The organism is Rhizobium sp. Root1204 (assembly GCF_001424965.1).
In the GTDB taxonomy this organism is placed as follows: domain Bacteria; phylum Pseudomonadota; class Alphaproteobacteria; order Rhizobiales; family Rhizobiaceae; genus Pararhizobium.
In genome coordinates, this window is sequence record NZ_LMCZ01000006.1 from 501,377 (window position 1) to 523,136 (window position 21,760).

Below are 21,760 nucleotides of genomic sequence, written 5' to 3' on the forward strand. Positions count from 1 at the left end.
CCGTGAAACACGTTTCTCTATCAATCCAGAAAATTGGCACTAATTAGTCTATTAAATTTATTGATTGAATATTTAATAGATGTTGCGTCCCGAGAAGGCTGCTGCCGGTGACGTCTCCGATTGTCTTCAGAAGGAACGCTTTTTATGAAAACCATTCTCCGTCTGGCGGCAACCGCCGCCTTCATTCCCTTCCTGTTCGTCTCTGCTGCCAAGGCCGATGGTGTTGCAGGCGCACCGGCGCCGTTCGACAAGGGCGGCGTCAAGCTGGCATTGATCAGCTACATTTCCACCGGTGATTTTTTCCAGGCCTATCAGGCCGGTGCTGAGGCACAGGCGAAGGCGCTCGGCGTCGATCTGCGGGTGTTCCCTGGACGCCAGAACGCGGCGGAACAGCGCGAGCAGATTCTGCAGGCGATCAATCTCGGCGTCGAAGGCATCGTTATCGATCACGGTGTTCCCGAATCGCTCGCCGATGTCGTGCAGCAGGCGCTGGACAAGGGCATCAAGGTCGTCGCCTTTGATGTCAATCTCAACAATCCGAAAGTGCCTCAAGTCGAGCAAAGCGATCACGCGTTGGCAAAACAGGCTCTCGAACAGGCGGTCAAGGATAACGGCACCAGCTTCAATGCCGGTTACGTCTATGTCGCCGGCTTTGCGCCGCTCGATCGCCGAAACGAGGTCTGGGATGCGTTCAAGGCGGAGAATAAGGGGGTCGTCGAGAAGGCGCGTTTCGGCAATGTCAGCGACACGACAGCGACAACCACGGCCGATCAGGCGAAAGCGGCACTGCGGGCCAATCCGGATATTACCGTGGTTTTCGCGCCCTATGACGAATTTGCCCGTGGGGTGAAGCTGGCGGCGGCCGATCTCGGCATCGCCGACAAGCTGAAGATTTATTCGGCGGATGTTTCCACTGCCGATATCCAGGAGATTGTCGAGGAAGGCAGTCCCTGGGTCGCAACGGTCGCAACCAATCCGGCCGTGGTTGGCGCCGTTTCGATCCGCGCGGCTGCGCTTGAAATTGCCGGACAGGACGTTCCTCGCCAGATCACCGTCGAGCCGACGCTGCTGACCCAGAAAAGCCTGAGAGACGCCGGCGTCAAAACCATCGAGGAACTCGCCGCCAAGATCCCGGCTTTCAGCGCCAGCGATGCGGTTACGGCAAACTGGATTCCGGCCAAGCTGTTCTGAGCTTTTGCATCGCGATGGCGGAGCCGCCGACGGTTCCGCCGTTCTTCCTCGTTAAAGAACTGGAGCTTTTCCCATGAGCCAATCCAATGTCGTCTATGCCGCCGGTCTCGGCGTCACCCGCGATAGCCTGTTTGCCAGTGCCGCCGAAATCTCCCACGACCTGTCGCTGCGCGCGGCAGACCTCGACAGGGAAGGGCGCCCGCCGATCGGCGAGATCGTCAAACTGAAGAAATCGGGCCTGCTCAATGCCCTGCATGCGCGTGAGGTTGGTGGCGGTGGGCTGAATTGGGTCGATGGGCTGAAGCTCGTTCGCATCCTGGCACGCGGCGAAAGCTCTGTCGGCCAGTTGCTCGGCTACCACTATGTCAACAGCCAGTCGATCTACTGGTCTTTTGCGGATCAGGCGCGCGCGCAGGTGCTGGGCGCTGAGACCGTGGCACAGAACCTTTACTGGGGTGCGGCGGTCAACCCCCGCGACGCCGGCCTGACATTGACGCGCCGTGGCACCGGTTACGTGCTGAACGGCCGTAAATCCTTCTCCACCGCCGCCCGGGTTTCCGACTATATCAATGCCAGCGCGACGCTGGATGGCAAGATCGCCAACTTCGCCGTGCCAACCGATCGGCCTGGCTATGTCGCGAATGACGACTGGGAGAATATCGGCCAGCGGCTCTCCGACTCCGGAAGCGTCGAGTTCCACGACTTTCCGGTCTACGACGAAGATTTCGTCGCAGCACCTGCCGATGAAAATGCGCCGCCACCGGCTCTGGCAACGTTCAATACGCCGCTGATTCAGCTGGTCTTCGTCAATTTTTATCTGGGCGCCGCTGAAGGCGCGCTGGCCGCCGCCGTCGATTATGTCCGCACCACGACCCGTCCCTGGGTGACGTCGGGTGTCGAACGCGCCTCGGACGATCCGTATATTCTCGAGCGCGTGGGTGAGTTCACGGCCGCGCTGAAGGCATCCGTGGCTCTTGCGGACGGTGCAGCGCTGGCGGTGCAAACCGCCCTTTCGAAGGGACGGGATGTGACCGCGCGCGAACGCGGCGAGGCGGCGGCCGAGGCCTACGCTGCCAAGGTTCACACCACCCATGTCGCCCTCGATATCACCGCGCGCGTTTTTGAGGTGACCGGAGCTCGGTCGACGGCGGAAAAATACCGGTTCGACCGCTTCTGGCGCAATGTGCGCACCCACACGCTGCACGATCCGGTGTTCTACAAGGCGAAGGAGGTCGGCGAGTTCGTGCTGAACGATAAAATCCCGGTGGTGAGTTTGTACAGCTGAGCAGCGTGAAGGGAAATCGCAATTTACAGCTGGGATGCGGCGTGAGCGATGCGGTATCCCCGAATGTGGGCAGGGCCGTCGCATGTGCCATTGGCGGCGCCCTCCCTCTTCTCCCCAGCGGGGAGAAGGTGGTGCGAAGCGCCGGATGAGGGGCCGAAGGCCACCTTTGTCCGGCTCCGGCTTCGCCGAAGCCCCCTCATCGCCTCGCATCCGCTCGGCACTTCTGCCCGCTGGGGAGAAGATAGGATCGTTCCCAGACTGCCTCCTTCCATATGCGATAGCCCTGCCGATTCGGGGTGCCGTTTAGGTCTTCGAGTGGAAGAGTCTTTAACCGGGCGGACGTTGGATCGTTGGATGCCCGCCACAGGTCCTCAAGTTGAAACCTGAGGAGAGCATGACAGGGAGTGAGGGGCGGTCCTCATCAGTCTATCGCTTTCGGGTCTCCTAGCCGTTTGCGGCCGCAGAATTTCACCGCCGCAATTGTCTGTCTCACAACGCCCCGTTCTTCGGTGGTACGACGCCGTTCAAGTGATAATTGCCCACGACATGGGCCTTCCAGCGCACCGGGTCGTGCAGGGTGTGCGTGCGGGCATTGCGCCAGTGGCGGTCGAGATTGAGGCCGATGCGGGTGGCCGATGTTCCTGCGAGTTCGAACAGCGTCGTGGACGCTGAGAGCGCGACTTCGGTCGTCAGGACTTTTGCCGCGGCGACCGAGAGTGTAGCGTCGATGACATTGGCTTCGGTCGCGTCCATTTGGGCGACATCGACCTTGCGGCCAGCCCGCTCGATCAGCCCTGTAGCGGCCTCGATCTTGATTGCGATCTCGCCGATCTTGGCGATGGTCAGCGGATCGTCTGTGGCGCGCTCGACGCCGGAATCTTTCCACGGACGGCTCTGCGTGCGGACGAAATCCAGCGTCTCCGCAAAGGCGGCACGCGCGATACCGAGATCGACACCGGCATGGATGATCTGGCCGACCGAACCGATGGTGGTCGGCCGCTCAAAGCCTTTGTGATGGAAGACAATGACATCGGCATTGACATAGACATTCTTGAAGACGGTGGTGCCGCTGCCGGTGGTGCGCTGGCCAAAGCCATCCCAATCGTCGATGATCTCGATACCCTCGGTGCCCTTGGCGACGAAGGACATGGTTAGCCGATCCTCGGGATCGAGTGCGAACACGGTGATCCAGTCGGCGAAAAGGACGCCGGTCGAATAGAATTTTTCACCGTTGACGCGGTAGCCCGGTCCCTCCGGCGTGATGCGGGTATTGTAATCGGCCACCGTCTTGGTGCCGCGTTCGGAAAGTGCGTTGCCGAAACGGTCGCCCGCCAGCGCACGGCCGAAGAAGTAGCGCTTCTGTTCCTCGCTGCCGTCCACCCGCAAGGCTTCCAGAATGTAGAAATGGTTTTGCGGAATTTGGCCGATCGATGCATCCGCTTCGGACAGGATGGCAGTCACTTCCGCCAGCACCGCATTGGACACATCCAGCCCGCCATATTCGGCGGGAACGGTAATCGCTAGAAGCCCGGACTCGGCGATCGCCTCGAGTTCGTCGTAGGGCAGGGTGCGGTTGGCATCGCGATCGGCGGCTCGGGTGGCGAAATCGGCGGCCAGTGCCCGGGCAGTTTCGATGGCTTCGAAATCGCTGCGGAGGCGACCGGCCGTTTGTTTGACGATTGGCTGATACTGCAGGATGGTTTCCATCGCACGCTCCATTTTTTGTACGGACCATGGGTGGAAGAAGTCGGGCGGAAAGATAAGATTATAATTTCTATAGATCCACTATACTAAGAAAAGTCTTTTCTTAAAGCGGTTTTTGCGCCGCCTTTGGCCTTTGCGCCGACAAGAATTCGGCAATCTTCGTGGCAACAAACACGGCATGGTCGGTCACCTGTGGCAGGCCCATCAACTCGCCGAACGTGCCGCGTGCCAGGGGTCCGGCGATCAGCAGGGACGATGTCACGCCCGCCGCCGGACCAATGGCTTCCGAGTTACGCGTGCAGGAGAGCCCAAGGCCGGTCGGGTCGAGTTCGAGGTAACCGTTGTGCGAAAGCTCGACGAGGAAAGGCTGGCTGGCGAGAATGCCGCCATGGCCGGGGCCGGTGGTGACGACCACGGCGTCATAACTCTTCTCGATGGTGCCGGGACAGCGCCGCAGGTGTAGCGCGCAATGAATCACATCCGCTTCAATCCGGCTTGCCGCAACCGAGCCTGCGAGGATTTCAAGGCGCCCTTCAGCGATCGCCGTATCAAGTGCTGCTTCCACCTGCGGCGCGACGCGGAACCGGTGCACGTCCCAGAACGGCCGCAAATGCCGGACGATGCGCTGTCGTTCTTGCATCGGCAAAACCTGCCACAGTGCCTGTCCCTGTGCGCGGACCTGATCGATGACGCCGTGCCAAGTCCGGCCCCCCAGACCGGCCTGCCAAATTGTGCGGCGGATATTTTTGAGCAATGCCCGCGCCGTAAAGGCCGGTTCCGTGAGAAAGTCGCCGGTGGGGTCCTGCGCCACCGGCGCATGGCCGCGCGAGCGCAGTCCACGCCGTGAAATCGCGGTAATCGGGCCGGTGTGACCCTTCAGCGCGAGAGCTGCGATGACGTCGGCGGAGGTGAGGCCGTTGCCAACGATAAGCACCCGGTCTGATGGCCGGATGGCCGCAAGCGCATTCGCACTGGTTGGGTCGGGAACGAAACGGGGATGGTCTTTCAGCAGGGCGTGAAGCCGGCCCGGCGCCACCGGTGGCGGGTGGCTGGTGGCGATGACGACAATGTCGGCCTTGGTCTGCGTGCCATCGTCGCCGCTGATCCACCAGTGCGCATCCTCGCGCAGGACATGGGCGACGGCGTTGCGTCGATGCTGGATGGCACCGCTGGCAACGAGTGGCTGCAGCATGGCATTGACGTAATCGCCAAACACGCTGCGGCGTGGAAACAGAGCGCCATCCGGCCGCAGGGCATCGACATCGCCGGCTGTTGCCGAATTCGCCGCAATCCAGCGCAGAAAATGATCCGGTTCGTCGCTCAAGAGGCTCATGCGCGCGGCTGGCACGTTGATACGATGGGCAGGTTCGGTCGTATCATAGGCAAGGCCCTTGCCAAGACATTCGCGCGGTTCGAAGACGATGATTTGCGGCGCGCAGGTCTGGTTTGACGACGCGAGATGAAAGGCCGTTGCCGCACCCGACACGCCGCCGCCGATAATGGCGACGACTGGCCGTTGCGATCCCACCGGCGCTTCGCTGGCAGCGGTGCCGGATAATGTCATCGGGTTGACGATCAACTGGTTCATCACACCTCACCGTCGAGCCGTTTGATAGTCTATAGTTTTTATCAATATTATTCGGCGGTCAAGCCTTAAGCATGGTGAGGCAGGCGTTGATCGCGGTCAGGACTTCTCGTCCAGTGCTAGGAGAACACGGGTCAACAATTCTTCTTCGCCGCGAACGCCGTGGCGGTACAATGTCAGCACCAGCGCCGCCACCGGGTCGTTGGCGTCGCTGTCAGGGGCGATATTGCGGGCCGACTTTGCTTTGTCGAAGACACGCTGGCACAACTGCACATGGTTGGGGAGCATTGGTTCATTGCGCCATTTCGTCATGCTTCGTCTCCTGGTGCCAGCTAAGGCGGACCTGCCAATGCCGGACTGCAACAAGGCTTACGCCGCGTTCAGAGTTGCTGCGCGCCCTTGAGCGATACGAGTGACGGTTGATTGTGGCGGTTTTTTATCGTTGTGGATCAGACAGGCGCTGCTTCTGCGGCCGGGTCCATCATCGGCACGGCCGCATTGAGATCGTTGTCGGCATATTTGATGACAAGAATGCTGAGGATCGATCCGACGATAACGAAGACAACGGCGCGCATGGTCATTTGCATTGTGCTTTTTCCTGTTTAAGCTTGCCCGCAAACGTGTGGATCGAAGGCTTGTTCCAAAAGCGGCGGCCGCAAGGTTGGTCCTGATGCGGGCATCAACCCTCCTGGCACCTGGAAAACGATAAATCATCCTTCCCCCATTTGATACTTGGCCGAGCGCTTGCCGGAGGCTTCCGATGCAAATACATCAGATGAATGGAATGAAGGCAGCCGGGGGGTAGTGCGTGCATCACGATATGGCGTTGGTAGCAACCGTCGCAATCAGCTTCGTGCTGGCTGCGGGCTGCGGTTATGTCGCGGATCGGCTCCGCCTGCCGCCATTGGTCGGATATCTCGTTGCCGGTATTCTGATGGGACCCTTTACGCCCGGGTTTACGGCGGATGCCGGCCTTGCCACCCAATTGGCCGAGATCGGCGTCATCCTTCTGATGTTCGGTGTCGGCCTGCATTTCTCTGCTGCCGATCTTATCGCCGTTCGCGGCGTGGCCATCCCCGGCGCCATCGGGCAGATTGCCCTGGCAACGCTTCTGGGAATTGGTCTCAGCACACTCTGGGGTTGGAACCTCGGCGCCGGACTGGTCTTTGGCTTGAGCATCTCGGTTGCCAGTACTGTCGTTCTGCTCAAGGCGCTGGAGGAGCGAAATCTGGTCAACTCGCCGAATGGGCGGGTGGCCATCGGGTGGCTGATCGTCGAGGACCTGGCGATGGTGCTGGCACTCGTTTTACTGCCGATCGTCGCGGAGGTTCTGGGCGCTCAAGGTGCCGCGGCGCACGGAGCAGAAGCGAGCTCTACGCCGGTTGCGCTGACGATCGTGCTGACCCTGGTCAAGCTTGGTGCATTCGCTGTTCTTGCCATTGTTCTTGGGCCACGAATCGTTCCCTGGCTTCTGACGCTGGTTGCCCGCACCGGATCGCGCGAATTGTTCACGCTGACGGTTCTTGCCATTGCGTTGGGCATCGCCTTTGGTTCGGCCACGCTTTTTGGTGTTTCGTTTGCGCTCGGCGCATTTTTTGCCGGCGTGGTCATGAGCGAATCACATCTCAGCCACAGGGCGGCAGCCGATTCGCTGCCGTTGCAGAATGCCTTTTCGGTGTTGTTCTTCGTGTCCGTCGGGATGTTGTTCAGCCCGATGATCCTCATCAATCAGCCGCTTGCAGTCCTCGCCATTGTGGCGTTGATCACGCTTGGAAAATCGCTGATTGCCGCCGCCTTCGTGCTCATGCTGCGCTATCCCCTGTCGATGGCGTTGACCGTGGCGGCGAGCCTGGCGCAAATCGGTGAATTTTCCTTCATCGTCGCCGGTCTCGGCGTCTCCCTGGGCTTGATGTCACAGGAGGGATATGACCTCATCCTGGCAGGCGCCATCCTGTCGATTACCCTCAACCCACTGATTTTCTGGGCTGCGGCAAAGCTGAAGACGGCGCTGAGCGGCGCCATGCCGAACTATGGCCAGCGGAAATTTGCAACACTGAGCCGCGAGCTCGACATCATCAAGGCGCGGACGGAGGAAAAGGAAAGCCAACAGCAGCTGAAGAAACAGCAGCTGGTTCACACTTTCCCGCTGTTTTCCGAAGTCAACGAGCATGCGCTCGAGGAGCTTCTCCTCCTGTTCCGTCCGGCCTCGGCCTCACCGGGCGACAAGGTCATCCGGGTTGGGGAGCGTGGCGATGCCATGTATTTCATCTCGGCCGGTGCTGCCGAGGTCCGCTTGCCGGGCAATGCCATCATGCTGGAAGCCGGCGCATTTTTCGGCGAGATGGCACTTCTCAGCGGCGGATTGCGCACCGCCGACGTGATCGCTGTGGATTTCTGCCAGTTCCTGAAACTCGACCGGCGCGATTTCAATATCTTCATGGCCCGGCACCCGCGGCTGCGTGCCGCCGTCAGCGACATGGCCCGTGAGCGTAAGAAGATGAATGTTCCTGGCAGTCTCAAGAGCGGTGCGGTGGATTGATTGCGAAACGTTGGCCTCGCAGACGACGGGCCAGTGCTGCACTATCCGGTTTTTCCGGTCATCCATCGCTGTAGCGCAATTTTCGGATGAAAAAACCCGAAGAATGGCAAGAAGCGGTGTCGAAAATTGATGTAGACTGCGTCATTGGCCGCAAATCCCGGAGACCGTCATGACTGCTCCACATCCCTCCAAGACTCATATCGGCAATCACAAACTGCATCCCGAAACCCTGATGCTGAATTACGGTTATGACCCGGAGCTCTCCGAGGGCGCGGTCAAGCCACCGGTCTTTCTGACGTCTACATTCGTGTTCAAGTCGGCCGAAGAAGGGCGCGATTTCTTCGATTTCGTTTCCGGCCGCCGCGAGCCGCCTGCGGGGACCGGGGCGGGGCTGGTCTATTCCCGCTTCAATCATCCCAACAGCGAGATTGTTGAGGACCGTCTCGCCGTTTACGAGCGGACGGAAAGCTGCGCGCTGTTTTCCTCCGGCATGTCAGCGATTGCAACGACGCTTCTGGCGTTCGTACGGCCGGGCGACGCCATTCTTCATTCCCAGCCGCTCTACGGTGGAACCGAAACGCTGCTGGCAAAAACCTTTCTCAACATGGGTGTTGCTGCGGTTGGATTTGCCGATGGCGTCAACGAGGCGTCGGTGCAATCGGCGGCTGAAGAGGCGATGACCAAAGGCCGGGTCTCGATGATCCTGATCGAAACGCCGGCCAACCCCACCAACAGCCTTGTCGATGTCGCGATGATCCGCCGGATTGCCGATGCGATCGGCCGCAAGCAGGGGCATACGCCGATCGTCGCCTGCGACAATACCCTGCTTGGCCCGGTCTTCCAGCGGCCAATCGAACATGGCGCCGATATCTCGCTTTATTCGCTGACCAAATATGTCGGTGGTCATTCGGACCTGATCGCGGGTGCGGCTCTCGGTGCCAAGGCGGTGATGAAACAGGTCAAGGCACTGCGCGGCGCCATCGGCACGCAACTCGATCCGCATTCCTGCTGGATGCTTGGCCGGTCTCTTGAGACATTGTCGATTCGCATGGAAAAGGCCAACAACAATGCACTCGAGGTTGCCAATTTCCTGCGCGATCACCCCAAGGTCGAGGGCATTCATTATCTGCCCTATCATGACCCGCAGTCGCCACTTGGCAAGACATTTGCTGCGCAGTGTACCGGCGCTGGCTCGACCTTTTCCTTCGATATCCGCGGTGGCCAGCCTGCATCCTTCAAGTTTCTCAATGCGCTGCAGATCTTCAAGCTCGCCGTCAGTCTCGGTGGCACGGAATCGCTGGCCAGTCATCCGGCCACGATGACCCATTCCGGCGTGCCGCTGGAGGTCCGCCAGCGGATCGGCGTGCTGGAATCGACTATCCGGCTTTCGATCGGTATCGAGCATCCGGATGATCTGATCGCCGACCTGACGATTGCGCTGGATGCAGCCTGACAGAGAGCCCCGTTTTTTTCTTATTTTTCGCTTTGTCTTGAAACGGTTACATTCCCTTGCCATATTGGGCATACGGAATTCGTTTCCAGCGGTTGACCACGGATGTACTGGCAATCGCTGTCGAGACGGGTCGGAGAGGTCGGGTTTTCACCCGGCCTTTTTCTTTGTCCGGATGCTTGCGGATTTCCCGCCGTCTGGTTTGCCTTTCAAGGTGTGTTTACGCTGTCGTTTGTATCTCGCCTTTCGCGGGGATGATCCCACTTGTCATTGCCGATGATATAGACGAACATTTGCCATGGCCGTCCGGCCTGCTGGCCAATCCCCTCGACAGGAGAAAATTATGTCCCTTAAATCTCTGATGGCCGTTGCGGCGCTGGCGCTTTTGGCGCTTTCGGGATGCGCCAGCACCGGCGCGAATAACACGACCTACGCGCAATACCAGGGCTATGGACCGATACCGGACCTCGGTCCCTCTGATGCCGGTGGCGTGCGCATCGGTTACTGACGTTTTTTGAGGTGACGGCTTGCAGGGGCATTGTGGATGCCCCTGCAAGCCGTGCATGACAGTTGATGCGGCGGCGTTGAACAAGGTTTTCCTGTGTGCGCGCCAGCTGAAACTTTACGGCGGGCTTGCTGCACCCCTGTCTGGATTATCGCCGCACTCATTCCGGCGTGCTCTTTTTTGGGCTGTTCAGCGGCGTTGCCATCGTCAGAAACACAGAGTAGCCGTTCTGAACGGTTCTTCACGCCGAGTTCATGGAAATCCTTGATGCGGGCGGAAACAGGTTGATCGGCCACGGCGAAGTTCCAGCCGGTTCGATATCGTCCAAGGCAATGCTGGTGGTCGTGTCCGCGTTTTCCCCAAGTATTGGGCAGGACAAAAGTGGTGATCCCAACTGGATTCGAACCAGTGGCCTCAAGATTAGGAATCTTGCGCTCTATCCTGCTGAGCTATGGGACCAACCTGAAGAACCCTTACAAAAGGTGGGCGTGGAAGCCAAGTGTTTCCGGTGTGGTTTGAGTGGTTTTCTGCGAACTGGGTTTTCTAACGTGTGTGATGCAGGCCGGGGCTGGCGCGGAACGGTTTTCCGATGATAAGCAGGGTGCGGCGAAACGGGGAGGAGACCCGGCCGCGATGGCGCCGCCTTTGACAATGACACCCATAGAGTTTGATCCAGCATGTTCATCGGAATTGATTGGGGCGGCACGAAAATGGAAGTCATCGCGCTCGATCGCGATGGCGCAACACGGGCAAGGCATCGCATCGCCACGCCGACCAGCGGCTATGATGCCTGTATCCGCGCGGTACAGGAGCTTGTCGCAGCCGCCGAGCAGAGCGCTGGCGAAACGGGAACGATCGGTATTGGTATTCCCGGAAGCCTCAATCCGCGCACCGGCATAGTACGCAATTCCAACGCGGTGCTTCTCAATGGCCAGCCGCTGGGGCGCGATCTTGGCGCCGCACTCGGCCGTGAGGTCCGGCTTGCCAACGACGCCAATTGCTTGGCGATCTCGGAAGCTGTCGACGGTGCCGGCAAGGATGCGCATACAGTCTTTGGCGTGATTGTCGGGACCGGCCATGGCGGCGGGCTGGCGATTAACAAGCACGTACATGCCGGTTATCAGGGCATTGCCGCTGAAATTGGCCATTATCCGCTGCCCTGGATGACCAGGGACGAATATCCCGGCCACAAATGCTGGTGCGGCAAACATGGCTGTCTCGACATGTATGCGTGCGGTACCGGGGTAGAGCTGGACTATCGCTTGACCACGGGTACCGACCGGCGCGGTCGCGATATCATTGCCGACAAGCGCAACGGCGAGCCGGTAGCGGCCGCCGTCTACGAGCGTTTCGTCGACCGGCTTGCCCGCAGCCTGGCGCTTCTGACCAATATCGTCGATCCGGATGTGTTCGTGCTGGGTGGCGGCATGTCGAATGTCGATGAGATCTACGACGAATTGCCGGACCTGATCGTCAAATACATCTTCGGCGACAGCTTCGAAACACCGATCCGCAAGGCGGTGCATGGCGACAGTTCCGGCGTGCGCGGTGCCGCCTGGCTCTGGAAGGATTGATGGAGGGATTACGATGATTATCGAGGCGGATCTGGAGCAGATTGCACTGCAGGAACGCGAACTTCAGTTCGACAGTTTCAGCCTGGAAACCGGCTGGGCGCTGGGTTCGCTGCTGCGCGAGATGGCGGTGGAGCGCAAGCTCGGCGTCGTCATCGATGTGACGCTGTTTTCCATGCCGGTATTCTACACGGCGCTGGAAGGCTCGACGCCCGACAATCCGAATTGGGTGCGCCGCAAGCGAAACTGCGTCTTCCGGTTCCTGAAGAGCAGCTATGCGGTGGGCTTGTCGCTCGCCAAGCAAGGCACCGATATCACCACCAAGTTCGGCTTGCCGGATGCGGAATTTGCGCCGCATGGCGGTAGCTTCCCGATCGTCGTCAAGGGTACTGGTTGTATCGGCGCGGTGACTGTTTCGGGCTTGCCGCAGCGTGATGATCACACCATGGTCATCGAAGCGCTGGCCAAACTTCTCGGTAAAAATCTTGGTGAGTTGCAGCTGAGCGAATAAGATTGAACGGATTGATGACAATGGATATTGCCGGTTTTTCCGCAAAACTGAACGCGTGGCTTTCCGAAAAAGCCTTGCCGCTCTGGCGGGACAAGGGTTTTGATGGTGTCGGCGGCGGCTTTGTCGAGACGATCGACATGTCCGGGCAGCCGACGCGGGCCAATCGCCGTTCGCGCGTCCAGCCTCGTCAGGTCTATTGCTTCGCGGAAGCCGGGCGACGTGGTTGGTCCGGCGATTGGCAGACGGTGGCCAGCGATGGCATCGCCTATTTCGATAGGGTCTATCTGCAGCCAAGCGGTTTTTATGGCGCTCTTGCCGACGCCGATGGCACTCTGATCGACGCGTCATTCGATCTCTACAATCAGGCTTTTGCGCTTCTGTCCTTCGCCTATCTGGCGCAGGTCTTTCCTGATCGCAAGGCGGAGATGATCGACCGTAGCAATGCGCTGCACGGCAGGTTGGAAGCGCATTGCAAGCATCCGTCGGCAGGGTTTGAAGAAGACAATCCATCACGCCTGCCGCTTTGCTCCAACCCGCATATGCACCTGTTCGAGGCATGCCTTGCCAGCGAGACGGTGGAGGGCTTCGACACCGTGGCCTGGACCAATCTGGCAGATGAAATCGCCTTTCTCTGCATGGAGCATTTCATCGACCGGGAAACCGGCGCGCTGCGTGAATTCTTCGATCAGGACTGGGCGCCAATGCCTGGTGACAAGGGCCGTATCGTCGAGCCCGGCCACCAGTTCGAATGGGCCTGGCTCTTGCTGCGTTGGGCCGAGCGGCGCGGCAATGCCGATGCACTGGTGAAGGCGCGGCGGTTGTTCGAAATTGGCGAACAATATGGCATTGCCCAGCCACGCGACGTCGCTGTCATGACGCTGCTGGACGATTTCTCCGTCGCCGATCCGATTGCGCGGCTTTGGCCGCAAACGGAGTGGCTGAAGGCCGCTGTTCGTTTTGCGGCGCTGACACAGGGCGAGGAGCGTGAGCGGTATCTGCGGTCTGCCGTTCGCGCCGCTACAGCGTTGCAAGGCTTTCTCGATACGCCGGTCGAGGGGCTTTGGCGTGACAAGCAGAAGGCCGACGGCAGCTTTGTCGACGAACCTGCGCCGGCCAGCAGCTTCTATCACATTCTGTGCGCGGTCTATGAACTGGACGATTGCCTGAAACGACTCTAAGCCAAGATATCTGCACGATTTTTTCAAGCGGCCCGTCTCAAGCAGAGGCGGGCCGTTTCAATTTCGGGGCAATCAAATTTCCAACTGATATATTGACATAAAGATATCTTTATGTGATCTCTGATTTTCAGTTTAATGTCGTTTTCAGAACGGGAGATTTCCCATGTCCGCCATCGATGCCCTTTTCGGCGCCGTTTCACCCCAACCGGATGGATCCGAGGTCATGGCCGCGCTGAAAGCGGCGGCACGTGAACGCATCCTGATCATGGATGGCGCAATGGGCACGGAAATCCAGCAGCTTGGCCTTGGCGAAGATCATTTTCGCGGTGATCGCTTTGTTAGCTGCGAGTGTCATCTGCAGGGCAATAACGACCTTTTGACGCTGACACAGCCGGGCGCGATCGAGGAAATTCACTACAACTACGCCATTGCCGGCGCTGATATCCTTGAGACCAACACGTTCTCTTCCACCTCGATTGCTCAGGCCGATTACGGCATGGAAGCGATGGTCTATGAGCTCAACCGCGATGGAGCGCGTCTTGCCCGGCGCGCCGGTTTGCGCGCGCAACAGGTTGATGGAAAGCGCCGTTTCGTCGCTGGCGCCTTGGGGCCGACTAACCGGACGGCGTCGATCTCCCCTGATGTGAATAACCCAGGGTACCGCGCTGTTTCGTTCGATGACCTGCGCATCGCCTATGCCGAGCAGCTGCGCGGTCTAATCGATGGCGGCACGGATATCGTTCTGATCGAAACCATCTTCGATACGCTGAATGCCAAGGCGGCGATCTTCGCGACGGAAGAAGTCTTCCTCGAGAGAGGTATCCGCCTGCCGGTGATGATTTCCGGCACGATCACCGATCTTTCCGGCCGCACACTGTCGGGCCAGACACCAACAGCCTTCTGGCACTCGGTGCGCCATGCCGATCCCTTCACCATCGGTCTAAACTGCGCGCTCGGGGCCAATGCCATGCGCGCCCATTTGGCCGAGATTTCCAGCGTCGCCGATACCTTCGTCTGCGCCTATCCGAATGCCGGCCTGCCCAACGAATTTGGCCAGTATGATGAAACGCCGGATGAAATGGCGGCCCAGATCGAAGGCTTTGCCCGCGAAGGCCTGGTCAATATCGTCGGAGGCTGCTGTGGTTCGACGCCGGCCCATATCCGGGCGATCGCACAGGCCGTCGCAAAACATGCGCCCCGTGAAATCCCCGACGTGCCGCGACTGATGAAACTCTCCGGTCTGGAGCCGTTCACACTGACCAAGGACATTCCTTTCGTCAATGTCGGCGAACGCACCAACGTCACCGGCTCGGCCAAGTTCCGCAAGTTGATCACCGCCGGAAACTATGCCGAGGCGCTTGATGTCGCCCGCGATCAGGTGGCCAATGGTGCCCAGATCATCGACATCAACATGGACGAGGGCCTGATCGATTCGAAGGAGGCGATGGTCGAGTTTCTCAATCTGATCGCCGCCGAGCCGGATATTGCCCGCGTTCCGGTGATGATCGACTCGTCAAAATGGGAGATCATCGAGGCCGGCCTGAAATGCGTGCAGGGCAAGCCCCTGGTCAACTCCATCTCGATGAAGGAAGGCGAAGATGCCTTTCTGCATCACGCCCGGCTTTGCCGCGCCTATGGCGCCGCCGTCGTGGTCATGGCTTTCGACGAACAGGGGCAGGCGGATACACGGGCCCGCAAGGTCGAGATTTGCACCCGCGCCTACAAGCTGCTGACCGAGCAGGCAGGTTTTGCGCCGGAAGACATTATTTTCGACCCGAACGTCTTTGCGGTCGCGACCGGTATCGAGGAGCACAACAATTACGGCGTTGATTTCATCGAGGCGACGCGCGAGATCATCGATACCCTGCCGCATGTGCATATTTCAGGTGGCGTCTCCAACCTGTCCTTCTCCTTCCGCGGCAACGAGCCGGTGCGCGAGGCGATGCATGCCGTGTTTCTCTACCACGCCATTCAGGCGGGAATGGACATGGGTATCGTCAATGCCGGTCAGCTGGCGGTTTACGACCAGATCGAGCCCGAATTGAAGGAAGCCTGCGAGGACGTCGTCCTCAACCGCCGCGCTGATTCGACCGAGCGCATGCTGGAGCTTGCCGAACGTTTCAAGGGTACGGCAGGCAAGGAAGCCAAGGAGCGGGACCTGAAATGGCGCGAATGGGCTGTTGAAAAGCGGCTGGAGCACGCGCTGGTCAATGGCATCACCGAATTCATCGAGGCCGACACGGAAGAAGCCCGGGAGAATGCCGAGCGGCCGCTGCATGTCATCGAAGGCCCGCTGATGGCCGGCATGAATGTCGTTGGGGATCTGTTCGGCGCAGGAAAAATGTTCCTGCCGCAGGTGGTGAAGTCTGCCCGTGTCATGAAACAGGCTGTTGCCGTCCTGCTGCCCTACATGGAGGCCGAACGGCTGGCCGGTGGCGGCTTGGGCGAGCGCAAGAGCGCCGGCAAGGTGCTGATGGCGACGGTGAAGGGCGATGTGCACGATATCGGCAAGAATATCGTCGGCGTCGTGCTCGCCTGCAACGACTATGAAATCATCGACCTCGGCGTCATGGTGCCCGCGGCAAAAATCCTCGAGATCGCCCGCGAAAAGAACGTCGATATCATCGGCCTTTCCGGTCTGATCACGCCGTCGCTCGATGAGATGGCGCATGTGGCGGCCGAAATGGAGCGCGAGGGATTTGACATCCCGCTGTTGATCGGCGGCGCGACCACCAGCCGTGTTCATACTGCGGTGAAAATCCATCCGCGCTACAATCAGGGTCAGGCGATCTATGTCACCGACGCCAGCCGCGCCGTCGGCGTGGTTTCCAGCCTGCTGTCGCCAGAAATGAAGGGCGGTTACATCGATACCGTCAAGGCTGAGTACAAAAAGGTCGCGGATGCGCATGCCCGCAACGAACTGGAAAAGCAGCGCCTGCCGCTGGCCAAAGCCCGCGCCAATGCCCAGAAAGTCGATTGGGATGCCTATCAGCCGAAGACGCCATCGTTCCTCGGCACCCGGGTCTTCCAGAGCTGGGATCTCGCTGAACTGGCCGATTATATCGACTGGACCCCGTTCTTCCAGACCTGGGAGTTGAAGGGCGTCTATCCAAAGATCCTCGACGACGAACGTCAGGGCGAAGCTGCCCGTGCACTGTTTGCCGATGCGCAGGCGATGCTGGCCAAGGTTATTGCGGAAAAATGGTTCGCCCCAAAAGCGGTCGTCGGCTTCTGGCCGGCCGGCGTGGTCGGTGACGATATCCGCTTGTTCACCGACGAAAGCCGGGCGAAGGAACGCGCGACTTTCTATACCCTGCGCCAGCAGATGACCAAGCGCGACGGCCGCCCGAACGTGGCGCTGTCGGATTTCGTTGCTCCGGTCGATAGCGGCAGGCAGGACTATCTCGGCGGCTTCGTCGTCACGGCCGGTATCGAGGAAGTGGCAATCGCCGAACGCTTCGAACGGGCGAATGACGACTATTCGTCGATCATGGTGAAAGCGTTGGCCGACCGGTTTGCCGAAGCTTTTGCGGAGCGCATGCACGAATATGTGCGCAAGGAGCTCTGGGGCTATGCGGCCGATGAGGCCTTCGATCCCAGTGAACTCGCCGCCGAACCCTATGCGGGTATCCGCCCGGCGCCCGGCTATCCGGCGCAACCGGATCACACGGAAAAGGCAACACTGTTCGATCTGCTGAAGGCTGAAGAGGAAATCGGTGTGACGCTGACCGAAAGCTTTGCCATGTGGCCCGGCTCCTCCGTCTCCGGCATCTACATCGCTCACCCGGAATCCTACTATTTCGGCGTCGCCAAGGTCGAGCGCGATCAGGTCGAAGACTATGCCGACCGCAAGGACATGCCGATTAGCGAAGTCGAACGCTGGCTCGGGCCGATCCTGAACTATGTCCCTGCGCCGAGGGTTGAGGCGGCGGAATAGATGTCGCTTTTCCGGGACATTGTTTGGCCGCTCCTGTTTTGATATAGGAGCGTTCTTCGAATTCCGGATCTTGGAGCATCGGCATGGGGACCGCAAAATCCGCAGATAAGTAAGCCGCAACAACTTTTTCATGTTGTTGCGGCGGTCTGTCGAACCAATTCCAGCTGAAGCTGACAGGCAGACGCCGCCAAATGTACCTCATTTGAGCGGATGTTTTCCCATGTCTACAAAACCCCGTATCTGGGCCTATTCCCTGCCAGCAACGCTGCTGCTGATGGCCCCTTTCGATATTCTCGCCTCTCTGGCGATGGATATCTATCTCCCAGTCGTTCCTGCAATGCCCGGCATCCTCAACACCAGCCCGGCGGTCATTCAGCTGACTCTCAGCCTTTACATGGTCATGCTCGGCGTCGGGCAGATCCTGTTCGGGCCGGTCTCCGATCGCATCGGCCGGCGCCCGGTGCTGATCGGCGGCGCGCTGCTGTTTGCTGCCGCGTCGCTCTGCCTGGCAGCATCGTCGACGGCAGGCGTGTTCGTCCTCTTCCGGTTCCTTCAGGCTGCCGGTGCGTCGGCAGCTCTTGTGGCCACGTTTGCGACTGTTCGCGATGTCTATGCCGACCGCCCGGAAAGCGCCGTCATCTACGGTCTTTTCAGCGCCATGCTGTCCTTCGTGCCGGCTCTTGGCCCGATCGCAGGCGCCGTGATCGCCGATGGATTGGGATGGCGGGCGATCTTCGCTGCGCTTGGTGCAGGCGCCCTCTTGGCACTCGTCCATGCGGTCTTTCGCTGGCACGAAACGCGGCCGGCCTCTTCGGCACCCTCGCGCCGCTCGATCGGGCCGATTTTCAAGAGTTTTGCGTTCTGGACCTATACGCTCGGGTTTAGCGCGGCGATGGGCACGTTCTTCGTGTTCTTCTCCATCGCCCCTCGAGTGCTGATCGACGGTGCGGGCTTTACTGAGCTAACATTCAGTCTGGCTTTCGCGACTGCGGCATGCGCGATGATCATCACCTCGCGCTTCGCCGGGCAATTCGTGGCGAAATGGGGTAATCCCGGTAGCCTCGCAAGAGGCATGGGGATGCTGCTGTTGGGCGCGTTCCTGTTGAGTATTGGTCAAATTTTCGGTTCCGCATCCTTTTTGACCTTCATCGTGCCGATGTGGGTCATGGCGATCGGTATCGTTTTTGCGGTTTCCGTGACTGCAAACGGCGCGCTGAAAGGCTTTGATGATATCGCCGGTTCGGCCGTTGCCGTCTATTTCTGCATCCAGAGCCTGATCACCGGCATTGCCGGAACGCTGGCGGTCGTGGCGCTGCAAGGCGATACAGCATGGCCGCTTGTGGCCTATTCCTCGCTCACGGCTACAGTCGTCTTGGCTGCGCTGGCACGACTTCGCCACCAGCAAACGCCGGTTTAATCGGCCGGGCAGGGTGGCATCTGCTATCCTGCCCTGATCCACGGGCTTGACTTGAGATAGGTGGTCTGTCGGGTGTATTGAACCGGCGCGTCCGGCACAGCCAGCAGCAGAAGGAGTGGTAAGAGTTCATGGCCAAGGACAAACTTGATACGATTGCCCTTCTCAAGGCGATTGCCGATAGCCCGAAGCGCGACAACAGCGCCTATCTTCGGGCAATGGCGGAGGCGCGCCAGGCATTTGAAGACGCGGAGATTGCACTTGGTGGCCCGGTGCGGGTGCGGACCAAGGCCAAGATGAAGCGTAGCGGCGAGTATACCGTGAAATGGACATTCAAGCGTCTTGATTGAAACGCTGAAGAAAAAAGGCCTCTCGTGTGGGCGTAATCATCGCGCTATTATTTTTTTGTTCTAGGTATGGCACAAAAGCACTGTTTGAAACGTTTCCTCTTGGAAAGGCAAAATGGTGATTCAAATGAAGATGTTCGCAATCATTGGTCTGTCGCTGGCCACCGCCTTTTCAAGCGTTGTGCCGGCACAGGCATTCCCATCCGCTGAACGCCCGAAGATCCAGGTTTCGGATGTTCAACAGGTCGAATCCTACCGTAGTTCGTGGGGTATCGGCCGCTATGGCGGCAATCGCGGCCCCTACATCCGGCGCCACTACCGCAATGGTGGCTACTATGGAAATCGGCGCTATTACCGTGACTACGGCAATTATCGGCGCTACCATGACTATGACGACAACTTCGGCGCAGCGTTTGGTGGTCTGGCTGCCGGGGCGATTATCGGCGGCATTCTCGCACAACCGAGATACTATGACGGTGGGCGGCGCTATTATCGGACCGGCGGTTCGCACGCAGATTGGTGTTATGCGCGCTATCGCTCGTATCGGGCTTATGACAATACGTTCCAGCCGTATAACGGTAGCCGGCGTCAATGCATATCGCCATACTAGTGCAGGTTGAAGCGGTTAATCAGCTCAGCGAAGGGCAGGGCTTGCAATAGCCCTGCCGATTTGCAAATCCCGCGTCCGTATCTGGACGGCGAGCACCTCATTCCTTGATGTACCAGCCCCACGGCTCATCGCTGTTGAAACGGGTGATCTGCTTGGTTTCAAGATAGTTCGACAGTCCCCAATGGCCGAGCTCGCGGCCGATGCCGGATTGTTTGTAGCCGCCCCAAGGGGCTTCGACGAAGGTCGGCTGAGAACAGTTGACCCAGACGATACCGGCGTGAAAGGCTTCGGCGACGCGTTCGGCGCGGATGACATCCTTCGACATCACCGCAGCGGCAAGCCCGAAGCGGCTGTCATTGGCCATGCGGATGGCGTCGTCCTCGTCCTTGAACGGCTTGACGCAGACGACCGGCCCGAAAATCTCCTCCTTCCAGACATAGCTGTCTTCGCTCATGTCGGTCAGCACCGTCGGCTCAAGGAAATAACCGCTGTTGAGACCCGCCGGCCGGGCGCCGCCATAGGCAACCGTGGCGCCATCGATACGGGCGCGGTCTATGGCCGAGACGATCTTGTCATATTGGCCCTTGGAGACAATCGGCCCGAGTAGCGTTCCACCCTCCATGCCGTTGCCGATCTTGATCCTGGCTGCTTCCTCGCACAGGCGCGAAACGACGGCATCATAGATTTCCGCCTCGACCAGTACGCGCGAGGTGGCAGAACAGACCTGGCCCTGGTTCCAGAAAATGCCGAACATGATCCATTCGACGGCCTTTTCGATATCGCTGTCGGCAAAGATGACAAAGGGCGATTTGCCGCCAAGTTCGAGGCTGACGGTCTTGATGTCCTGCGCACCGGCCATCATCACCTTGCGGCCGGTGGCGACCGAGCCGGTAAAGGCAAGCTTGTCGACCAGCGGATGCTCAGTCAGCGGCTCACCGGCCTGAAGGCCCGTGCCGGTGACGATGTTGAGCACGCCGGCCGGGAGATCTACTTCCTCGGCAATCACGCCGAGTTCAAGCGCGGTAAGCGGTGTGAGTTCCGAGGGCTTCAGCACCATTGTGCAACCGGCGGCAAGGGCCGGCGCAACTTTCCAGGAGGCCATCAAGAGCGGATAATTCCACGGCGTGATGGCGCCGACGACGCCGAGCGGTTCGTGCACCACCCGCGAGGAAAAGCGCGGCTCGCTGAGCGGGATCGTTTCCTCCGGATGCTGATCCAGTTCTTCAGCGAGACCGGCATAATAGGTAAAACAGCCGGCGACGTCGTCGATATCCCACAGGGCTTCTGGTAATGGCTTGCCATTGTCGGCGACTTCGAGTTTCGCCAGGAACTCGCGCTTTTTGGTGATCCTGGCGGCGATGGCGCGCAGGTAGGCGGCGCGCTCGGTGCCGGTGAATTTTGGCCACGGGCCGGAATCGAATGCGTAGCGGGCAGCTTTGACGGCCTTGTCGATATCGCCGCTGGTCCCGGCGGGGGCCTTGTGAATGACCTGTTCGGTGGCGGGATCGATGACATCCAGAGTGCCGCCCTTCTCGGGCCTTACCCACGCGCCGTCGATGTAAAGCCTGTCCTGCATGTCGCCGTCCTTCTTCAAATCGGATCAAGTATCGCCTTGTTGGCTGTCGCCACGTCGGCAGCATTTTTCATCGCCGCAGAATTGGCTGAGAGTGTATCGCGCAGGTTGGAATTGTCGAGCAGGCCGGTAATGGGCGCGGCCAACCGTCCAGCGGTAATGGTCGAATTTTCCGCCGCTGCCGGCATCTTCGGCGCACCGTTCCGTGACGGTGCTTTATGCGCCTTTCATACACCAACCGTGCAATTGGCAATTTTACCCGTTTGGGAAAGATTTTGGCTGTTGGATTCCGGGTATTTTTGGTGGATTTTGTGGGTTGTTTTGGTTGTTTATGAAATATCTCATATAAATCAGTTAGTT

Annotated in this window: 19 protein-coding genes and 1 tRNA gene; 13 read left to right on the plus strand and 7 right to left on the minus strand. The window is 59.4% G+C overall.

The window, feature by feature from the left end:
• The first annotated feature begins 144 nt into the window (after nucleotides 1-144).
• Together ASC96_RS09865 and ASC96_RS09870 are read left to right on the plus strand one after the other, a co-directional pair.
• Nucleotides 145-1,191, plus strand: a complete 1,047-nt coding sequence (locus ASC96_RS09865; protein ID WP_060502811.1) for a substrate-binding domain-containing protein — start codon at nucleotides 145-147, stop codon at nucleotides 1,189-1,191.
• Nucleotides 1,192-1,264: 73 nt separating this feature from the next.
• A complete protein-coding gene (locus ASC96_RS09870; protein ID WP_060502812.1) occupies nucleotides 1,265-2,476 on the plus strand; it encodes an acyl-CoA dehydrogenase family protein in 1,212 nt (403 codons plus the stop codon).
• A 489-nt stretch (nucleotides 2,477-2,965) separates the two neighbouring features.
• Here ASC96_RS09870 and ASC96_RS09875 read toward each other — a convergent pair whose 3' ends face one another.
• The 4 genes from ASC96_RS09875 to ASC96_RS32540 form a co-directional block, all read right to left on the minus strand.
• The gene (locus tag ASC96_RS09875; RefSeq protein WP_060502813.1) at nucleotides 2,966-4,183 is read right to left on the minus strand and encodes an SfnB family sulfur acquisition oxidoreductase; all 1,218 of its coding nucleotides are present in this window, start codon (nucleotides 4,181-4,183) and stop codon (nucleotides 2,966-2,968) included.
• 100 nt (nucleotides 4,184-4,283) lie between these two features.
• On the minus strand, nucleotides 4,284-5,744 hold the full coding sequence (locus tag ASC96_RS09880) for an FAD/NAD(P)-binding protein (RefSeq protein WP_060502883.1): 1,461 nt from the start codon (nucleotides 5,742-5,744) through the stop codon (nucleotides 4,284-4,286).
• Between the two features lie 120 nt (nucleotides 5,745-5,864).
• Nucleotides 5,865-6,077 carry a hypothetical protein gene (locus ASC96_RS09885; protein ID WP_060502814.1) on the minus strand — a complete coding sequence of 71 codons (213 nt, stop codon included), beginning with the start codon at nucleotides 6,075-6,077 and terminating at the stop codon, nucleotides 5,865-5,867.
• Between the two features lie 137 nt (nucleotides 6,078-6,214).
• Nucleotides 6,215-6,352 carry a hypothetical protein gene (locus ASC96_RS32540; protein ID WP_156393919.1) on the minus strand — a complete coding sequence of 46 codons (138 nt, stop codon included), beginning with the start codon at nucleotides 6,350-6,352 and terminating at the stop codon, nucleotides 6,215-6,217.
• Nucleotides 6,353-6,573: 221 nt separating this feature from the next.
• Here ASC96_RS32540 and ASC96_RS09890 point away from each other — a divergent pair, with 221 nt between their 5' ends.
• From ASC96_RS09890 to ASC96_RS33305, 3 genes are all read left to right on the plus strand, one after another.
• The gene (locus tag ASC96_RS09890; RefSeq protein WP_060502815.1) at nucleotides 6,574-8,304 is read left to right on the plus strand and encodes a cation:proton antiporter; all 1,731 of its coding nucleotides are present in this window, start codon (nucleotides 6,574-6,576) and stop codon (nucleotides 8,302-8,304) included.
• 169 nt (nucleotides 8,305-8,473) lie between these two features.
• A complete protein-coding gene (locus ASC96_RS09895; RefSeq protein ID WP_060502816.1) occupies nucleotides 8,474-9,757 on the plus strand; it encodes a cystathionine gamma-synthase family protein in 1,284 nt (427 codons plus the stop codon).
• A gap of 340 nt (nucleotides 9,758-10,097) precedes the next feature.
• A complete protein-coding gene (locus ASC96_RS33305; RefSeq protein WP_164491974.1) occupies nucleotides 10,098-10,262 on the plus strand; it encodes a hypothetical protein in 165 nt (54 codons plus the stop codon).
• Here the strand turns inward: ASC96_RS33305 and ASC96_RS32545 are convergent.
• Both ASC96_RS32545 and ASC96_RS09900 read right to left on the minus strand, forming a co-directional pair.
• Nucleotides 10,256-10,555, minus strand: a complete 300-nt coding sequence (locus ASC96_RS32545; RefSeq protein WP_156393918.1) for a hypothetical protein — start codon at nucleotides 10,553-10,555, stop codon at nucleotides 10,256-10,258. The two genes, ASC96_RS33305 and ASC96_RS32545, sit on opposite strands and share 7 nt — an antisense overlap.
• Before the next feature lie 86 nt (nucleotides 10,556-10,641).
• Nucleotides 10,642-10,718, minus strand: a tRNA-Arg gene (locus ASC96_RS09900).
• 218 nt (nucleotides 10,719-10,936) lie between these two features.
• Here ASC96_RS09900 and ASC96_RS09905 point away from each other — a divergent pair.
• The 7 genes from ASC96_RS09905 (at nucleotide 10,937) to ASC96_RS09935 (ending at nucleotide 19,827) form a co-directional block, all read left to right on the plus strand.
• Complete coding sequence (locus ASC96_RS09905) at nucleotides 10,937-11,833, plus strand: ROK family protein (protein ID WP_060502817.1); 897 nt, start codon at nucleotides 10,937-10,939, stop codon at nucleotides 11,831-11,833.
• A 13-nt stretch (nucleotides 11,834-11,846) separates the two neighbouring features.
• Entirely contained in the window at nucleotides 11,847-12,341 is a 495-nt protein-coding gene (locus ASC96_RS09910) for a heme-degrading domain-containing protein (RefSeq protein WP_060502818.1), read from the plus strand.
• Between the two features lie 20 nt (nucleotides 12,342-12,361).
• Nucleotides 12,362-13,519 carry an AGE family epimerase/isomerase gene (locus ASC96_RS09915; protein WP_060502884.1) on the plus strand — a complete coding sequence of 386 codons (1,158 nt, stop codon included), beginning with the start codon at nucleotides 12,362-12,364 and terminating at the stop codon, nucleotides 13,517-13,519.
• Between the two features lie 163 nt (nucleotides 13,520-13,682).
• Complete coding sequence (gene metH / locus ASC96_RS09920; protein ID WP_060502819.1) at nucleotides 13,683-17,456, plus strand: methionine synthase; 3,774 nt, start codon at nucleotides 13,683-13,685, stop codon at nucleotides 17,454-17,456.
• A gap of 220 nt (nucleotides 17,457-17,676) precedes the next feature.
• A complete protein-coding gene (gene cml / locus ASC96_RS09925; protein WP_060502820.1) occupies nucleotides 17,677-18,873 on the plus strand; it encodes a CmlA/FloR family chloramphenicol efflux MFS transporter in 1,197 nt (398 codons plus the stop codon).
• Between the two features lie 128 nt (nucleotides 18,874-19,001).
• Nucleotides 19,002-19,220 carry a hypothetical protein gene (locus ASC96_RS09930; protein WP_060502821.1) on the plus strand — a complete coding sequence of 73 codons (219 nt, stop codon included), beginning with the start codon at nucleotides 19,002-19,004 and terminating at the stop codon, nucleotides 19,218-19,220.
• 124 nt (nucleotides 19,221-19,344) lie between these two features.
• Complete coding sequence (locus tag ASC96_RS09935; RefSeq protein ID WP_060502885.1) at nucleotides 19,345-19,827, plus strand: BA14K family protein; 483 nt, start codon at nucleotides 19,345-19,347, stop codon at nucleotides 19,825-19,827.
• A gap of 97 nt (nucleotides 19,828-19,924) precedes the next feature.
• Here the strand turns inward: ASC96_RS09935 and ASC96_RS09940 are convergent, their stop codons facing one another.
• A complete protein-coding gene (locus ASC96_RS09940; protein ID WP_060502886.1) occupies nucleotides 19,925-21,403 on the minus strand; it encodes an aldehyde dehydrogenase family protein in 1,479 nt (492 codons plus the stop codon).
• Between the two features lie 36 nt (nucleotides 21,404-21,439).
• Between ASC96_RS09940 and ASC96_RS33510 the strand changes: the two genes are divergently transcribed.
• Nucleotides 21,440-21,760 (plus strand): hypothetical protein (locus ASC96_RS33510; protein WP_210171863.1); only part of this gene is annotated, 321 nt, incomplete at its 3' end.

Coding starts and splice junctions, on each gene's coding strand:
- ASC96_RS09940 (WP_060502886.1), bottom strand. CDS start 21,403: ATGCAGGACAGGCTTTACATCGACGGCGCGTGGGTAAGGCCCGAGAAG.
- cml (WP_060502820.1), top strand. CDS start 17,677: ATGTCTACAAAACCCCGTATCTGGGCCTATTCCCTGCCAGCAACGCTG.
- ASC96_RS09880 (WP_060502883.1), bottom strand. CDS start 5,744: ATGACATTATCCGGCACCGCTGCCAGCGAAGCGCCGGTGGGATCGCAA.
- ASC96_RS09905 (WP_060502817.1), top strand. CDS start 10,937: ATGTTCATCGGAATTGATTGGGGCGGCACGAAAATGGAAGTCATCGCG.
- ASC96_RS09885 (WP_060502814.1), bottom strand. CDS start 6,077: ATGACGAAATGGCGCAATGAACCAATGCTCCCCAACCATGTGCAGTTG.
- ASC96_RS09910 (WP_060502818.1), top strand. CDS start 11,847: ATGATTATCGAGGCGGATCTGGAGCAGATTGCACTGCAGGAACGCGAA.
- ASC96_RS33305 (WP_164491974.1), top strand. CDS start 10,098: ATGTCCCTTAAATCTCTGATGGCCGTTGCGGCGCTGGCGCTTTTGGCG.
- ASC96_RS09915 (WP_060502884.1), top strand. CDS start 12,362: ATGGATATTGCCGGTTTTTCCGCAAAACTGAACGCGTGGCTTTCCGAA.
- ASC96_RS09865 (WP_060502811.1), top strand. CDS start 145: ATGAAAACCATTCTCCGTCTGGCGGCAACCGCCGCCTTCATTCCCTTC.
- ASC96_RS09895 (WP_060502816.1), top strand. CDS start 8,474: ATGACTGCTCCACATCCCTCCAAGACTCATATCGGCAATCACAAACTG.
- ASC96_RS09935 (WP_060502885.1), top strand. CDS start 19,345: ATGAAGATGTTCGCAATCATTGGTCTGTCGCTGGCCACCGCCTTTTCA.
- metH (WP_060502819.1), top strand. CDS start 13,683: ATGTCCGCCATCGATGCCCTTTTCGGCGCCGTTTCACCCCAACCGGAT.
- ASC96_RS32540 (WP_156393919.1), bottom strand. CDS start 6,352: ATGCAAATGACCATGCGCGCCGTTGTCTTCGTTATCGTCGGATCGATC.
- ASC96_RS09870 (WP_060502812.1), top strand. CDS start 1,265: ATGAGCCAATCCAATGTCGTCTATGCCGCCGGTCTCGGCGTCACCCGC.
- ASC96_RS09930 (WP_060502821.1), top strand. CDS start 19,002: ATGGCCAAGGACAAACTTGATACGATTGCCCTTCTCAAGGCGATTGCC.
- ASC96_RS09875 (WP_060502813.1), bottom strand. CDS start 4,183: ATGGAAACCATCCTGCAGTATCAGCCAATCGTCAAACAAACGGCCGGT.